The organism is Salinibacter sp., assembly GCF_036626415.1.
In the GTDB taxonomy this organism is placed as follows: domain Bacteria; phylum Bacteroidota; class Rhodothermia; order Rhodothermales; family Salinibacteraceae; genus Salinibacter.
In genome coordinates, this window is record NZ_JAZKRW010000076.1 from 1 (window position 1) to 14732 (window position 14732).

General features: G+C 66.7%; 12 protein-coding genes and 1 pseudogene. 4 read left to right on the forward strand and 9 right to left on the reverse strand.

The genetic code is table 11. From position 1 onward, the window contains the following. Positions 1–550: MlaE family ABC transporter permease (locus tag V5A20_RS09295; protein ID WP_332327192.1), on the reverse strand; the 550-nt coding region annotated here is incomplete at its 3' end. 57 nt (positions 551–607) lie between these two features. Next, positions 608–1027: a DUF4279 domain-containing protein gene (locus V5A20_RS09300; protein ID WP_332316161.1), complete on the reverse strand. Its 420-nt coding sequence runs from the start codon at positions 1025–1027 to the stop codon at positions 608–610. Between the two features lie 310 nt (positions 1028–1337). Between V5A20_RS09300 and V5A20_RS09305 the strand changes: the two genes are divergently transcribed. The 4 genes from V5A20_RS09305 to V5A20_RS09320 all read left to right on the forward strand — a co-directional run bounded on the left by V5A20_RS09305 (position 1338) and on the right by V5A20_RS09320 (position 6358). Further along, positions 1338–1562, forward strand: a complete 225-nt coding sequence (locus V5A20_RS09305; protein WP_332316160.1) for a hypothetical protein — start codon at positions 1338–1340, stop codon at positions 1560–1562. Between the two features lie 150 nt (positions 1563–1712). Further along, positions 1713–2363 carry a hypothetical protein gene (locus V5A20_RS09310; RefSeq protein WP_332316159.1) on the forward strand — a complete coding sequence of 217 codons (651 nt, stop codon included), beginning with the start codon at positions 1713–1715 and terminating at the stop codon, positions 2361–2363. Between the two features lie 198 nt (positions 2364–2561). Further along, entirely contained in the window at positions 2562–5099 is a 2538-nt protein-coding gene (locus V5A20_RS09315; RefSeq protein WP_332316158.1) for a sulfatase-like hydrolase/transferase, read from the forward strand. Further along, complete coding sequence (locus V5A20_RS09320) at positions 5096–6358, forward strand: YaiO family outer membrane beta-barrel protein (protein WP_332316157.1); 1263 nt, start codon at positions 5096–5098, stop codon at positions 6356–6358. Before V5A20_RS09315 ends, V5A20_RS09320 begins: the two co-directional genes overlap by 4 nt. 23 nt (positions 6359–6381) lie before the next feature. Here the strand turns inward: V5A20_RS09320 and V5A20_RS09325 are convergent, their stop codons facing one another. The 7 genes and pseudogenes from V5A20_RS09325 to V5A20_RS09355 form a co-directional block, all read right to left on the reverse strand. Next, complete coding sequence (locus V5A20_RS09325; RefSeq protein WP_332316156.1) at positions 6382–7785, reverse strand: glycosyltransferase family 2 protein; 1404 nt, start codon at positions 7783–7785, stop codon at positions 6382–6384. Further along, positions 7785–8885, reverse strand: coding sequence for a HEAT repeat domain-containing protein (locus V5A20_RS09330; protein ID WP_332316155.1), 1101 nt, complete (start codon positions 8883–8885; stop codon positions 7785–7787). Before V5A20_RS09330 ends, V5A20_RS09325 begins: the two co-directional genes overlap by 1 nt. Positions 8886–8932: 47 nt before the next feature. Continuing rightward, complete coding sequence (locus V5A20_RS09335; RefSeq protein WP_332316154.1) at positions 8933–9334, reverse strand: response regulator transcription factor; 402 nt, start codon at positions 9332–9334, stop codon at positions 8933–8935. A gap of 23 nt (positions 9335–9357) precedes the next feature. Beyond that, a complete protein-coding gene (locus V5A20_RS09340; protein WP_332316153.1) occupies positions 9358–11550 on the reverse strand; it encodes a putative bifunctional diguanylate cyclase/phosphodiesterase in 2193 nt (730 codons plus the stop codon). A gap of 453 nt (positions 11551–12003) precedes the next feature. Further along, positions 12004–13257 carry an amylo-alpha-1,6-glucosidase gene (locus V5A20_RS09345; protein WP_332327194.1) on the reverse strand — a complete coding sequence of 418 codons (1254 nt, stop codon included), beginning with the start codon at positions 13255–13257 and terminating at the stop codon, positions 12004–12006. 39 nt (positions 13258–13296) lie between these two features. Then, positions 13297–13839: pseudogene (locus tag V5A20_RS09350) on the reverse strand (glycogen debranching enzyme N-terminal domain-containing protein); the annotation flags it as partial. Positions 13840–13874: 35 nt separating this feature from the next. Further along, a complete protein-coding gene (locus tag V5A20_RS09355; RefSeq protein ID WP_332327193.1) occupies positions 13875–14204 on the reverse strand; it encodes a VOC family protein in 330 nt (109 codons plus the stop codon). Positions 14205–14732: the final 528 nt, after the last annotated feature.

Here is a 14732-nt window from a genome sequence, read left to right on the forward strand (position 1 = left end):
AAAACTCGGCGGGCGTGACGGATCCGGACGTGGCGGCCACCCCGAACCCGGCCGCTCCACCCACCACGCTCGCGACGATGTACAGGAGCGGAAAGGTGAGCACGCCGGCCAGCACCCGGGGCCAGATCAGGTAGCCCGACGCGCTGATGCCCATCACGTTGAGTGCGTCGATCTGGCCGTTCGTGCGCATCGACCCGAGTTCCGCCGCAATCCGTGCGCTCACGCGTCCCGCTAGGATAAACGCCGTGATGAGCGCCCCAAACTCCAAGATGATGGACGGCACCACGATGGCGCCCACCGTGCTCTCCGGAATGAGTGGGTAGCGCATCTGGTAGATCGTCTGCTCGGTCGTTACGCCCCCCGTGAACGCCGCGGCGAGGGCGACGATGGGGAGCGACTCCACGCCGACCTGCTTCATCTCCCGGGCCAGGTTTTGGCGGTAGGTCGAACGGTCGTAGATGGGACTCCCGAATGCCTCTCTCAGCAGGGACACAAACCGCCCCACGTGACGGAACAGAGCGACCACCTTGTCTGGGAGAACACCAGTCATGGAAGCCATGACGATTTGAATACGGGCAAACGGGGCATCGGGCTGATTCCGGGCTGCTCACGTGAACACCACCGACACCTCGAGGGGTACCGAGAGCGCCTGCACGATCGTGAGCGCCTCAGGCTGCACCTCGAACCCGCATTCGGCACAGTCGCTGCGGTAGCCGCAGAACAGGTCGACGTCCACGCCCTCCTCCGCGGCGAGCTCGCGGAAGTAGTCCTGATGCGGCTGCACCCGGGTCCACAGCCAATCCAGGTGCTCACCGAGGGCTGTGTCTGGCGGCAGGGGCGACTCCAGGGCCCAGAGGTCCTTCGGCCAGGGCTGCCCGAACAAGCCCGGCTCGCCGTGCTCGTGCTGATGGGACGCCGTCAGCCCCGTAACCTGTTCGATCTCGTCGTGCCGGTCCGCGGCGCACATGACCCGGAGTGTGGCCGAAAATCCAATGCGCGTCGTGTCTTTTGTCGAGGGGGCCGACATCGATGCTGAGAACTGTAGGCGGAACTGTCGGTGTTGCGGGGAGGCGGCTTGTCGCGCTCCCCCACCCAGAGCGCGGCGCCCCTTGCGTTTTGGGGCGAACGGGGGCGTTACACCTGACGTCGGTCTTCTACTCCCGGGCGCGCTCGAATGGGAGCCCGCGGTCCGCTGCTGAGAAGACGACTTGAAACGCCGCGGAGACATGCGACACGCACTAAGCGTCAACGGCCCCAATAATCGTCCTCCCTGCGTCCCTGACTCATGGCAGAACGGCTACGGCTCAACCCGCCTCCGCACATGCCTACTTGCGCCCATGACAGACCAGTTGTATCAGGCCCGCCGTCACCACCGCCATGCCCTCCGAGCACTGCGCGAGGGGTGCTACGATTCGCTCAGTTCCGGCACGCGCACCCGCCTTGTTGAGCGCCTCAAGACCGGGCTCGTGGCCCTCAACCGGACGCTCGATGAGGAGACCGCCGTCCACGCAGCCCCTCCGGAGGGACGTGCCGAAGAGCCGATCGACTGTCTCGAGACGTAAGGGACGACCGCTTGGGCGATCGTCTCGGTTCCGGGCCGAGGGCAGCCTCCGGCACGGATCCGTAGGGCTGTCGAGGCCCCCGAACCTGCGCGCCGTGCACGGTTACGTGTCGACAGCGTGCGTTCCGGTTGTCCCGCGGCTCCCGTTCTCATGTCTCAACTCGAATACCTGATCGCCCTCGTCTCCATCATCGTCGGCCTCGGGCTCACGGACCTGGCCCGGAGCCTCCGCGAGCTCGTGCGCCCCGGCCGAACGGTGCACTGGCACTGGTTGCCCCTCGTCTGGGCGGCCATCGTGTTTTTGCTCGTCCTGAATGTGTGGTGGCAGGCGTTTCGGTTCCTCCGGGACGACGCCCTGGCCCACGTCGCCGCCTTTGCCCCCGTGCTGCTGGCGTTTCTGCTCTTCTACCTGCTCTGTGCCTTCGCCCTGCCCGATCCGGCGTGGGCGGTTGGGAGAACGACGGAGTCCGACGGCACTGGGGCAGAGGCAGGCGGGCGCAACGGCGTCTTAGACTTGGAAGTCTTTTACTTTTCCAGGCCTCACCGCCGGTGGTTCTTCGGAACGTTCATCGGGCTGCTGGTGTCGAGTCAGCTGTTCAACCTGGCCAAATGGGCGATGCAGGGAGAGGCGGTCCTCACGACCGCGCACCTGGTGCAGAATGCCGGATTGAACGTCGGGATTGCCGTGGTCCTGGGCGGGCTGATCGCGACCGACCGGCGGTGGGTGCACGGGGGCATCACGCTCCTGGTCGTGGGCATTGTGGGGTATACGCTCCTCACCGGCGTTCCGACGATTGGGTAGGGCGGCCCTGCCGGGCTTCCTGGGCGTCTCTCATTTCTCAATGCCCCATCAGGGAAAACTGTCATCGGACTGCTAACGGTGGCCAGGTGTTTGCTGTGGTCATGGGGGACGGATTTTCGGATTGGACCTGTGTGCCTCTCCGGGTACTCTTCACCTGCTCCAGACCGGCTCTAGACCCTGGACCGATTCCCACCAGACATGCAGCTCCGCTCACGGGTACGTACAACCTTCACCCACCTCCCCTGGATTTGGGGTGTTCTTTTCGTCGCTCTGGCCGCGGGCCGGGCGGTCGAGTACGGGTATGTGTGGGCCCATCATTCCCTCTCGGTCTCCCTGTGGCGGTATGAACTGGTCGGGCTCCTCCACGACCTCGACGCGTCGCTAAGCCTCGGGCTCGTGCTGGGTGTCTTCTTTTTCGCGGGCACCTTCGTCGGACGGCGGGTCGCCGTCTGGAGCACAGCGGGACTCACCGCCGTGGTCGCGGTCCTGCATCTGGCCCTGATCCGCTACTTCGCGAGGACCCTGCAGCCCCTGGAGGCGGATCTCTGGGCCTACGAGGTGACCGAAGTGCTCGACACCGTGCGGGCCTCCGGGTCGTCCGACTTTTGGTTTTGGGGCCTCGCGCTCCTTCTGGCGGGGGGCGTGGCGGGGCTTGCCTGGGCGACTCGCCAACGGGACGCCCCCGCAGCGGCCGGTATGGCCGTCGCAGTGCTGATGGTCGGCAGCGTGTTTGCCTCGGCCCCTCGATCGGCCCCTGCGCGGCCCGCCGCCGAGCACCTGGCGCCAAACAAGACGGCGTATTTCATCGGCCACACCCTGGCTCTCTTCTTCGATCAAGCGGCCTCGGCTCCCGACCCGCCGGACGGCACCGAGCCCGAGGCGGCGTCCCCCACCGCCGCGCCCCATGCCGAGTACCCGTGGATGTACCGGGCCCAGTACGACGACGTGCTCGGGCCATTCTTCGAGGAGTCGATGCCCTCTCGTGACGCGCCGCCGAACCTCGTCTTCATCGTGTTCGAGGGACTCGGCAAAGACTTTGTCGGGGAAGACGCGACGTACGGAGGCTTTACGCCGTTTGTCGACTCCCTGGCCCAGCAGGGCCTGTACTGGAAGAACTTCCTGAGCACGACCGGACGCACATTCGGGCTCATGCCCTCGCTGTTCGGATCGCTCCCCTACGCTGAGCGCGGGTTTATGGCGATGGGCGACCAGATGCCTCGACACCAGACCCTCCCCGGCTTCCTCGGGGAGCGTGGGTATTTTACCAGCTACTACAGCGGCTTCTTCACGCCCTTCGACAACGTCGACCGGTTTCTGGGGCGCCAGGATTTTGACCGTGTAGTAGAGCGGAACCGGCTCAATCAACTGTTCGGGGACGATCCGGGGGGGGAGACGCGGTACTGGGGGTACCCCGACAAGCAGATGTTCGAGCGGGCCTCGGCCATGATCGACACGACGGCCCGCACCCCGCGCCTCGAAATTTTCCATACCCTGCAGACCCACGACCCGTTCGCCGTGCCCGACGACGCGCGGTACCGGCGACGCTTCGAGCAGCGGTTCCGGGCCCTCAACCCCGGCCCAGACGCTCAGTCCCGATACCGCACCTACCGGTCCGAGCTCACGACGTTTCTGTACACCGACGAGGCGATCCGGCAATTTTTTCGCGACTACCGGCAGCGGCCCGAGTTCGGGAATACGATTTTCGTGATTACGGGTGACCACCGGCTCATTCCGATTCCGCAACCCTCCCAGATCGCCCGCTATCACGTCCCCCTCATCATCTACTCGCCGCTGCTGAAGCGACGGGCAACGTTCGCGTCGGTGTCCACGCACGCCGACGTGGTGCCTACGCTCTTGGCCTTCCTGCAGAACGAGCACGACGTGCCGCTTCCGGATCGGGCCCACTGGCTCGGGACGAAAATCGACACGGCCCGGCAATTCCGAAATGTCCACTCGATGCCGCTCATGCGTAACAAGAATCAGCTGATCGATTACCTCCACGGGGACGCCTACCTGGCGGGGGAGCAGCTGTACCGGCTCGGCCCCGGCCTGTCCCTGACCCCGCAGGACGCCCCCGACCGCCGCACCGACCTGCAACGCCGCCTGGCGCGGTTCAAGCGCACCAATCAGTACGTCACCCAGAACGACCGGCTGTTCGGTCCCGACGTGCCGCTCGCCGAGCTGCCCCCCACCACGCCGTTCCGGGCCGCGTCGTGGCCGTCGCCACGCTCTACTCCGTCCGCCCGGCGCGATTCGATCCTCGCGGACCTCGAGGCGCGGGCCCTCAACACCTCGGAGCAGTTTCAGAGGGCCCGCCAGCTGGCGTTTGACGGCGAATACGAGGTGGCGCGCATCATCGCCCGCCGCCTGCTGGACCGGAATCCCGACTTCCACGATGTACGCACGCTCCTCGGGCGCACCTACTCATGGTCCCGCCAGCTCGACGCTGCGCGTGGTCACTTCGAGGAGGTCCTCCGGCGCGATTCATCCTACGTCGACGCCTACGCTGCCCTCGCCGACGCGGAGCTCTGGGCCGGGCGCGCCGGAGGGGCCTTGGACGTCGTGAACGAGGGCCTGTCGGTTCATCCCGAGCACCCGGAGCTCCTCGCCCGGAAGGTTCGGGCCCTCGTTGCCCTGGGCCGGCGAACCGCCGCCGCGACTGCTCTCTCGACGCTCGAGCGGGTGGCCCCTGATCACGACCAAGTAGACGCCCTCACTCAGTCCCTCGACTCATGACCCAACTCCTCGCATACCCAAACGGCCGGTGGCTCCGCCTCGGCCTTCTGCTGTTGCTATTGGCGGGTGGTCTCGCCACCGGGCCTGGTTCGTCCGCCCGGGGCCAGTCGGCGGACTCGCTGTTCGAGGCGGCCCGTGCAGAAGCCTTCGGGGCGGGCGATTACGAGCGGGCCCGCGCCTTGGCGTACGACGCGCTGGCCCAGAGCCCCAACTACCACGGCATTCGGGTCTTCGTGGCCCGCACCCTCGCATGGGAGGGGCGGCGCGACTCGGCCCGCACAGAGCTGACGTATGTTCTGGAGCGGGCCCCCGACCATTACGAGGCGCTCAAGGCCATCATCGACGTAGAGTCCTGGTCGGGCCGTCCCTACGTCGCCCTGAACCACGCAAACGCGGCGCTTGGCCATTACCCCGACGACGCGTACTTCATGGAGAAGCGCGCCGGACTCCTGCGCTGGCTGAACCGCCCGGACGCCGCGGTGGCGCAGCTCAATGCCCTCCTTGCCGCCGACCCGTCCAGGGAGAGCGCACGGGCGACACTGCGGCAACTGCGGTACGAGCAGCTAAAGTACACGGCCTCCCTGTCCTACCGCCAGGACACGTTCCGCGGCGGCCGGACGCCCTGGCGGTTCGGCGTCGCAACCCTGGGGCGGAAGACCCCAATCGGGAGTGTCATCGGGCGGGTGCGGTACGCCAACCGGTTCTCGTCCAACGGGCTGCAATTTGAGGTGGACGCCTATCCATCCCTCGCGAACGGACTTTACGCGTACGTCAGTGTGGGGGCCTCCGCCTCGTCCATCTTTCCCGGTTTCCGATGGGGCGCATCCCTCTACAAGAGCCTGCCCCGGAGCTTTTCGGTCGAGCTGGGCGCCCGGTACCTGAATTTCGGGGGATCGGAGACCGTCATCTACACCGGATCGCTCACCCGGTACCACGGCAACTACCTGTTTCGGGGCACCACCTACGTCACCCCCTCGACCTCGGGCACGTCCCTGTCGGGTGGGGTGCAGGTACGGCGCTACTTCGGGGGCGCCAAGACGTACGTCAGCATCAAGGGGAGTGCCGGGACGTCCCCGAGCGATCCCGTGTTCGCGGAAGATGTACGGCGCCGGTCGTCGTGGAGCGTCTCGGTCGATGGCCAGGTGCCCCTGAGCTCGCGCACGTTGGTGGGGGGGAGCGTGGGGTACGACGAGGAAGAGCTCCGGACACGCACGATGAAGCGCGTCAGCGTTAGCGCGTCGGTCACGTACGAATTCTAAAGTGCCCCATCCCGGCGTTGCCGCTACGCCTCGGATGTGTTGAATCCGGCCCGCTCCATCACGCCCCACCCCTCCTCGCTCCGAAAATAGGACCACAACCCCCGCATGCGCCACCAGGCATTTAGGGGGCGGTAGCCGAAGGCTTCGACGAGCGGCAGTCCAAACAGTTGAAGCAGGTCTCCCGTCCGCTTGTATCGGCGGAACGACAGCTCCTCCAAGACGACTGCGGTGAGGGAAAGGGCGGTGCCCACCCCAAAGGCCACCAGGAGGAACGCGACGGTGAAGGGCAGAGAAAGGGCCCCTTTGAGCAGGGCAAAAACGAACAGGAGGTATCCGATAAATTCGACGATGGGGCCGAAGGTCTCCAGGAAGTAGAAGAACGGGTACGCGACGAGTCCCACGACGCCGTACCGCGGGTTGAACAGCATACGCTGGTGGCGCACCATCGTCTCGGCCAGCCCCCGCTGCCACCGGTTGCGCTGGCTCCGGAGGACCCGCAGCGTTGAGGGCACCTCGGTCCACGCCACCGGGTCCGGCAAAAACCGAATGTGATAGTCCTTCTTCTGCTCCAGAAGACGCCGGTGCATCCGCACGACCAGCTCCATGTCCTCGCCCACGGTGTCGGTGGCGTAGCCGCCCACCTCCACGACCGTCTCGCGGCGGAAGAGGCCGAAGGCTCCTGAGATGATCAGCATCGCCCCGATCTCGTCCCATGCCACGCGCCCGAAGAAGAAGGCCCGCAGGTACTCTAGTACCTGCAGCTTGGGCAGCCACGCCCGAGGCAGCGCCACGTCACGCACCCGTCCGGACCGCACGGTGCATCCGTTGGCCACGCGCACGATCCCCCCCACCGCCACAGTGGAACGTTCCTCCAAGAAGGGCCGCACCATCCGTATGAGGCCCTCCCGCTCGACGATCGTGTCCGCGTCCATCGCACAAAAGAACGGGGCGTTGCAGTAGCAGATGCCCGTGTTCAGGGCGTCCGCCTTGCCGCCGTTTTCCTTGTCGATTACCCAGAGGGACGGGTGCACCTGGCTCTGGTAGGTCTCGCGCACCTCAGCCGTGGGAAGCGTGGCAGTGGGCGGACGGGCCGTAGGCTCCAACTCAAAGGCCTCGATGAGCTTTTCCAGGGTCTGGTCGGTCGACCCGTCGTTCACGACCAGGACCTCGGCGTTTGGGTAGTCGATGCTCAGGAACGCCCGCGTCGACTCCACGCAGGTCGCCGCCTCGTTGTAGGCAGGAGCAATGAGGGTGATGGGGGGCAGCGTCTCGGCACTGAGCGCGTGGTCCGGGTCGTAGGTCCGCAGGAGGTGCCGGTAGCGCACGAGCGACCGAACGGTGACGGCACTCATGAGGAGATACCCCGAGTTGAGGACCACGAAGTAGCCCAGCACGAGGTAATTGGCCCACAGAAGAGCAGTGTCCATCATTCAGGGGAGGGCAACAGGCCAGCGATGAGGGAGGCGCGAGGGTGACTGTCATCGTGGAGGCGGTGGAGGGGCGCCCATCTTTCCAGTTCGGCCAGGGCGTTCGCGGCACTCAGTGCCACCCACCGGTTGTCGTCGATCCGGAGCCGTGTTTCGAGAGGCGCCTCGTCTCTCGCCGCGCCGAGTGACCCGAGGGCCCGGGCGGCATGGATGCGCACAAACGCGACGGGCGACTCGCAGTAGGGGCGGACAGCGGCGGCGTGGTGGGGCCGTCCCACGCGACGGAGCAACCGAAGCAGGCTGGCCCTCACCTCCGGGTCTAGGTCTTCATTCGTCCGAAGGAGAGTGGCGGCGGTCGGTCCCGACGGAGCGTCCCCGAGCCACCGGAGTGCCTCGGCACACACCACGCGGACGAAGGGAGACCGCTCCTGTGAGGGACCGACCTCGTTCACCAGAGCGCTGCGCAGGACTGGCGCCGCTTCTTCGCCCAGCTCGTACAGGATCGAGCTGATTTGTCGCCGATCCATGTCGGTCAGCTGGTCGATGGTCTCCAGGATCAGGGGAACGTCCGCCGCCGTGCCGAGCCGCCCCAACTCCCGCATGGCAGCCCGGAGTACGAGGTCGGGGGCGTCCTCTTGGAGAATCGTCCGCAGCAGGGGCACGTGACGGGAGCCGCCGAAGAGGCCGATGCGCCGGAGGGCGCGGGTGCGCCGCAGAGGCGGGCCCGCCTTTGCTCGCTCACATACGACGGGCAAGAACGGTCGGGCGAGGGCCTGGAGGTGATTCATCTCGTTCCCCTCGATCGTGCTGGCGTACGGTGTCAAGAAGGCCAGAAAGGCATCGAAGCGGAGCGGATGCACGTGGTCAATCAGCGCGGCGGGCGCTGCCTCCTGCATGAGTACTTCGTAGAGACGAGGACGCCAGGCCGCCCGCTCTCGGCATTGCCGACGATCCAGCCACTTGTCGAACAGGTGAATGCCCATCGCCACGAGCGCCGCGATCCCCGCCAGCAGGAAAAACGCGAGCGCGACGCTCATTAGCACGAGCAGCGGCCCCGGGGTTGAGCGGGGCAGCCAGTCAAAAAGTGTAAGACCACCCATGGTGGGGCCTGCTCATCGTGCGCAGAAGAACACCGCAGTCAATGCCGTCACGCGGCGGCGTGGGGAAACGCCTCCCGAAACGAGAGCACACGCCGCACCCGGGCCGCGGCCACCGGGGGCGAAAACGGACGGGTAATGTAGTCGGCTGCGCCCTGTTCGAGCGCCTGCACCACCTCGCCGTCGTTTCCCCGCCGGCCGAGAAGCACAACGGGCGGGTCGAATGGCGGCACGAGGCGGACCAGTTCTCTGCCGGTCCGGCCTGGGAGGCGGGTGCCCGCCACGACCGCCCCCGGCGACTCGGTCTCCAGGTACTGATGGGCGTCCCGACCGTCCTCGACGTGGACCGTCTCGTGGCCCTGCCGCCGGAGGTGCTCGCGGAGGAGCTCGGCGCTGGGGCGGTGCTCGAGCGCAAGCAGAATGGATGCCTTCGGGGAAGGGGAATCGCGCATCGGAGCACAGAGATTGAGAGAGGTTAGGTCGACCAGTGCGTCGCCCACGGGGGGTCCGCAAGCAGGTCGGGGAGGGCATCGGCGGGGACAGGGCGCGTAAACAGGAAGCCCTGCCCGTACGTGCACCCCAGATCCCGGACTGTCGACAGCTGATTGGGCGTCTCGATACCTTCCGCCGTCACGGTCAGGTCGAGGGCTTCGGCCACCTCCAGCACCGACTGGATGAGAACCCGGCCGCCGGGCTCCTCATCGAGGGCCGCGGTAATCCTTCGACTCAGCTTCAGTCCATCGAGCGGAAAACGGAGAAGGGAGTGGAACGACGAGAAGCCGGTGCCGAAGTCGTCCACCTCCATCCGGATGCCCAGGTCGCTCAGTGCCTGAATGGTTTCCTGTGAGCGTGCGTCCGGCGCGACCACCGTACGCTCCGTAATTTCCATCATGAAGTGGTCGGGGGCGAGGTCGTAGCGCTCCAGGAGGTCGGCCACGAACTGCTTCGTTTCGGGCCGGAAAAACTCCGCCCGGGCAAAGTTTCCGCTCAGCGATGCGACTACGGGGTCGCCGCGTTGGTCCTGGAGCCTTCGGAGGGTGCGGCACGCCGATTCGATCACCTGGTGACCGATTTCCGTCATGAGGTGCGCCTCCACCGCGGCATCGAGAAATGCACTCGGCCCCATGACCTCGCCGTCGGACCGGCGCCAGCGCGCGAGCACCTCGAAGCCCCGGAGCGTCCCGTCCTGTAGCCGAATGAGGGGGTGGAAGTAGGGCACAAACTCCTCGTTCTCGACCGCCCGGTGCAGGGCCGTGTCGAGGATGAGTTCCTCCTCGGCGGCCTGTCGCATGGCGGGCGTGTGCACCACCACCGACTGCTCCGGGGCGTCCTTCGCGCGGTACATCGCCGTGTCGCCGTCCCGCAGTACGTCCTCGGCCAGCTCGTAATCGGTCGTGTCCGGCACTACTCCGATGCTGATCTCCACGTATACCGTGCAGCCCTGGATGGTGAACGGCCGTTCGAAGGCGTCCACGATCCGGTCCGCAACCCGAAGGACGGTCGGGCGATCGAGCGGGCCCGACAGCCAGATGGCGAACTCGTCGCCGCCAACCCGGGCGGCCACGTCGTCCTCCCGAACGGCCTCCTGCACGGTAGTGGCCACGGCCCGAAGCAACTCGTCTCCGGCGCTGTGCCCCAGGCTGTCGTTGACCTGCTTGAAGCGATCGAGGTCCATGAAGAGGAGGGCCCCGGCCGCCCCAGTCGACGCGTCGAGGGCGGACTGCACCTCATGGTCCAGGGCATCGCGATTCAGCAGCTCCGTCAGGGCGTCGTGGGTCGCGGCGTGTTCGAGCTGCTCTTCGCGGCGGCGCTGGGCCGTCACGTCGCGCTGCACCGAGACCCAGTGGGTCAGCGTCCCGTCGTCATGCACCGGGTCAACGCGCCACTCCACGACGTACGGCGTGCCGTCCTTGCGGTAATTGACCGTTTCGGCCCGCGTCGGCTCTTCCGCCTTCAGGGCGCTCCGCACCTTGGCCAGTACGTCCGGGTCGGTGTCGGACCCCTGCAGGATGCGGGGCGTGTTGCCGAGCAGTTCGTCCGGCGCGTAGCCGGTCATGTCCGTACAGGCCGAATTAACCCACGTGATGCGGGGCCCCGGCGGATCGAGCGGCTCAGCCTCCGTGATGAGCACCGCATCGTTGGCCTGCTCCAGGGCCGAGGCCAGTGACTTCATCTTTTGCTCCTGTCGGTGCGCCCGGAGCAAGTCGACCACCGTGCCCGCCAGCATCAATAGGAGCGTGCGGTCCTCTGCTTCGAACGAGCGGGGCCGATCGTCGCTCACGCAGAGGGTGCCCACGTGGAAATCATCGTCCATCGTAAGGGGGGCTCCCGCGTAGAACTGGAGCGGTTCGCTCTCGTCGGCCAGGGGGTGGTCGGCAAAGTGGTCGTCGTGATTCAGGTCCTCGATCACGAGCAACTCCCCCGCCGCCACCGCGTGCGTACAGAGCGACCGCTCCCGCGGCGCGCCGCCGTGGTTCCATCCGCAGGCCGCCTTGCGCCACTGTTGTTGATCGGTTACGAGGCTGACGGCCGCGTAGGGCATGTCAAAGATTTGGCTGGCGATCTCCGTCAGCCGGTCGAAGGCCGGCTCTGGATCGGTGTCCAAAACGTGAAGGCGCCGGAGGGCGTCGAGGCGCTCAGTCTCATTTGGGGGAACCGGGTACGACATGGGGGCGATCTGCTGTACACATCCGTGGCGTTTCGACAGCCCGAGCGCCGTCGTGCGGCGCACCACTGGGGCCGTCTGTAGGGAATGCTCTTACAACACAAGATCCGTGCGACGCTCTTCTTGCCCTCCGGCCTTTCGAAGGATCTTACTGTCAAGCCGGGGCTTTGCAGGAGAGGCGACTTTGGTGCCGACCCCAGGCGAGACTGAGGGAGAAGGGCGGCGGCGGTGTACGAAACGGATGTGCTAAGGCCCTATGATGCGGGCCGGGGCATCCTCTGTTCGGCCTCCGTGCGCCTCTCTGGGGCAGAATCCCAAACACGAACTAGGCGCGAGCACGTCTGTCGGGGCCGGCGACGGAAATCTATTCCGAACGGGGCCCGACCGGTGCACAACAGATTCGAGCCGTGCCGAAGTGTCGAGGCGTTGGTCTAGGGAGGCGGGAAAAAAGGGGAGTCAGGCGACACCTTCCTGGTCAGGGAGAGCGCGGCGCACGGCGTTCCACGCCGCCAGCAGCTGCGCCACCCCCCACGCCTGCGCCGGCGTGCCGCGCGGGGTGAAGGGGGCATCGCCGTCGAAGATCTCGCTGATGCTGCCCACACCGTGCCCTTCCAGGTGACGGCGCAGCGGCGCGAGGTAGGAGCGGGCCGTCTCGGGATCGTCATGCACCCGCAGGTGCGCCTCGACGAACGGCCCGATGAGCCAGCTCCATACCGTGCCCCGGTGGTATGCGCCGTCCCGGTGCTCGCGGTCGCCCTGGTACGTGCCCACGTAGTCTTGGTGGTTGGGCGCGAGACTGCGGAGGCTGTGGGGCGTGTAGAGGTGGGCGGCGCAGGCATCCACGACCGCCTTCTGCTGCGCCGTGGACATCGGACTGTGTGGGAGCGAGACGGCAAACAGTTGGTTCGGGCGCAGGCTCGGGTCGTCGCCGTCCGGCCCGCCGATCACGTCGCGGAGGTGCCCCCGCTCGGCGTCCCAGAAGCGGTCGAAGTGGGACTCTACCTCATCGGCTCGTTTGCCGAACGCATCGGCGGGCTCGCCCAGCATCTTGGCGAAGGCCTCCAGGCTCCGCAGCGCGTTGTACCAGAGCGCGTTTACCTCCACGGGCTTGCCGATGCGGGGCGTGACGACCCAGTCGCCCACCTTCGCGTCCATCCACGTGAGCTGCACACCGGGCTCTCCCGCCCGCAGTAGCCCGTCCTCCGGATCTACCTGGATGCCATACCGCGTGCCCCGCTCGTGCCACTCGACAATGTCTCTGAGGACGGGAAACAGATCTGCCAGCAGATCGGTGTCGCCGGTCGCCTCGACATAGGCGCGTATGGCTTCGACGTACCAGAGCGTGGCGTCCACGGTGTTGTACTCCGGCGTGTCGCCCTGGTCGGGAAAGCGGTTCGGAATCATGCCCCGGTCGACGTAGCGGGCGTAGGTGCGCAGGATCTTCTTGGCCACGTCCGGCCGACCCGTCGTGAGCGTGAGGCCCGGCAGAGCGATCATCGTGTCGCGCCCCCAGTCGCCGAACCAGGGATAGCCCGCGATGATGGACGCGCCGTCTGGGGCGTCCGCCGTGGAGCGGGCGACCACAAACTGGTCGGCGGCGCGGGCGAGGTGCTGCACGTCTTCGGGGGCGTCGCCGAGACCCGCCTGCGTCACCAACTGCTCGTCGCGCTCCTGCCGGCGTGCAAGCGCCGCGGGACCGTCGAGGGACACATCGGCCTCGGTGCTGAACGTGAGTGTGAGCGTGTCGCCTGGGGCGAGCGGGGCCTCGACCGTGGCGGCGTGGAGCAGGTCCTCGCGGTCCGGCAGGCCGCGGTCTGCCTCGACGGGGAGCGCGTAGTCGCGGTACCAGGTGTGGGCGGGCGTGAGATCGGCGTCGGCGCTCCGAAGAAAAATGGGCGCCGCCCCGTCGTAGGCCTCGACGCACAGCCCGGAGACTACTTCCTCACTTTGTTCGGGGCGCAGGCCCTCGTCAACCGCCGACACGTCCATCTGCCAGCTGCCGGCCTGCGTGGGGGCGTGGTGGTCGCGGTGGGTGACGAACGCTTTGGCTCGGAGGGTCACTGGAGCCCGGGCCCGCCGGAGCCGATACTGCACGTACGTCGTGTTCGCGCCCTCTTCCATCCACGCCCGCTTTTCCAGGAGCGCGTCGCCGAGTGCGTACGTCCACACCGGCACGGTGCCCTCCAGGCGAAAGCGATCGAGGTGCACCACGCCACGGGGTGCTACGGTGCCGTCGCCCCAGCGGTGGGTGGCCAGATCGTATGTGCGGTCGTTGTGGGTGACCGTTTCGTCGACGTGGGAGAAAGGAAATCAGAACGCTAGAACGCTCAACATTGAACGTTCCAACGTTGAACGGGGGTTACTGGCATCGAGAGCCGTTCGATGCCGATGTCTCCGCCCGGCGGCCGCAGCGCGGTGATCCGTGCCTGCGGCCCCAACACGCCAACGAGGCGGCCTACGCTGGGGCCAGAGAGCGTCGTGGTGTCCACCGGCGCGAACGAGAGGGCGTCGCGGTAGAACGGGACGGCGCGGTCCAGGTCTTCCACCGTCAAGGCCACCTCCTCTACGGAGGGCGTAGCTGGCTGGGCCTGTCCCGGAACTCCCATCCCCATGAGAAGGAAGGTAAGGAGGACGGAGCGACGAGAGAAGGGGGTCACATGGAACGTAGAGGGGCGTTGGGAGCGCCGAGGCGCGTGTAGCGGACCCGTTCGTTGAGGGGCCTGGGGAGCCGTTACACTAAGCCAAAAGACTGTCCTGTTGGCATCCAGGCCCTGCCCCCAGACGGACGTGCTGAAGAGAAAAGATACGAAAGGAGGCGACGGCTCCGATGTAACGGACGGTCGCCAGGCGGGCGACTATTCTGAAGGCCGGTCTTTGCCTGTTCGACGAGCAGGGGGGTCACGGCAGGTCCATGTCGGAAATCGCCGAGACGGCGAGGGCCAGGGCCGGGACCATCACGTCCGGGTTGCTCTTCGCGACGGTGCTTACGATGATCGTGGTGCCGGTCCTGTATGCCATCCTCTTCGGCGTCGAGCGGCGTCCGTAGTCGGAATGTGCCTCCTTCTGCGCCCTCCGCGAGGCGGGGCGGCGCGGTGAAAGCCCTTCTGAACGCTGTTCGGCGTGGACGCCTCATTAACTCCTCTCGTAGAAAGCGTTTCCGTGACCTTAGGGTCACAACTCCCCGC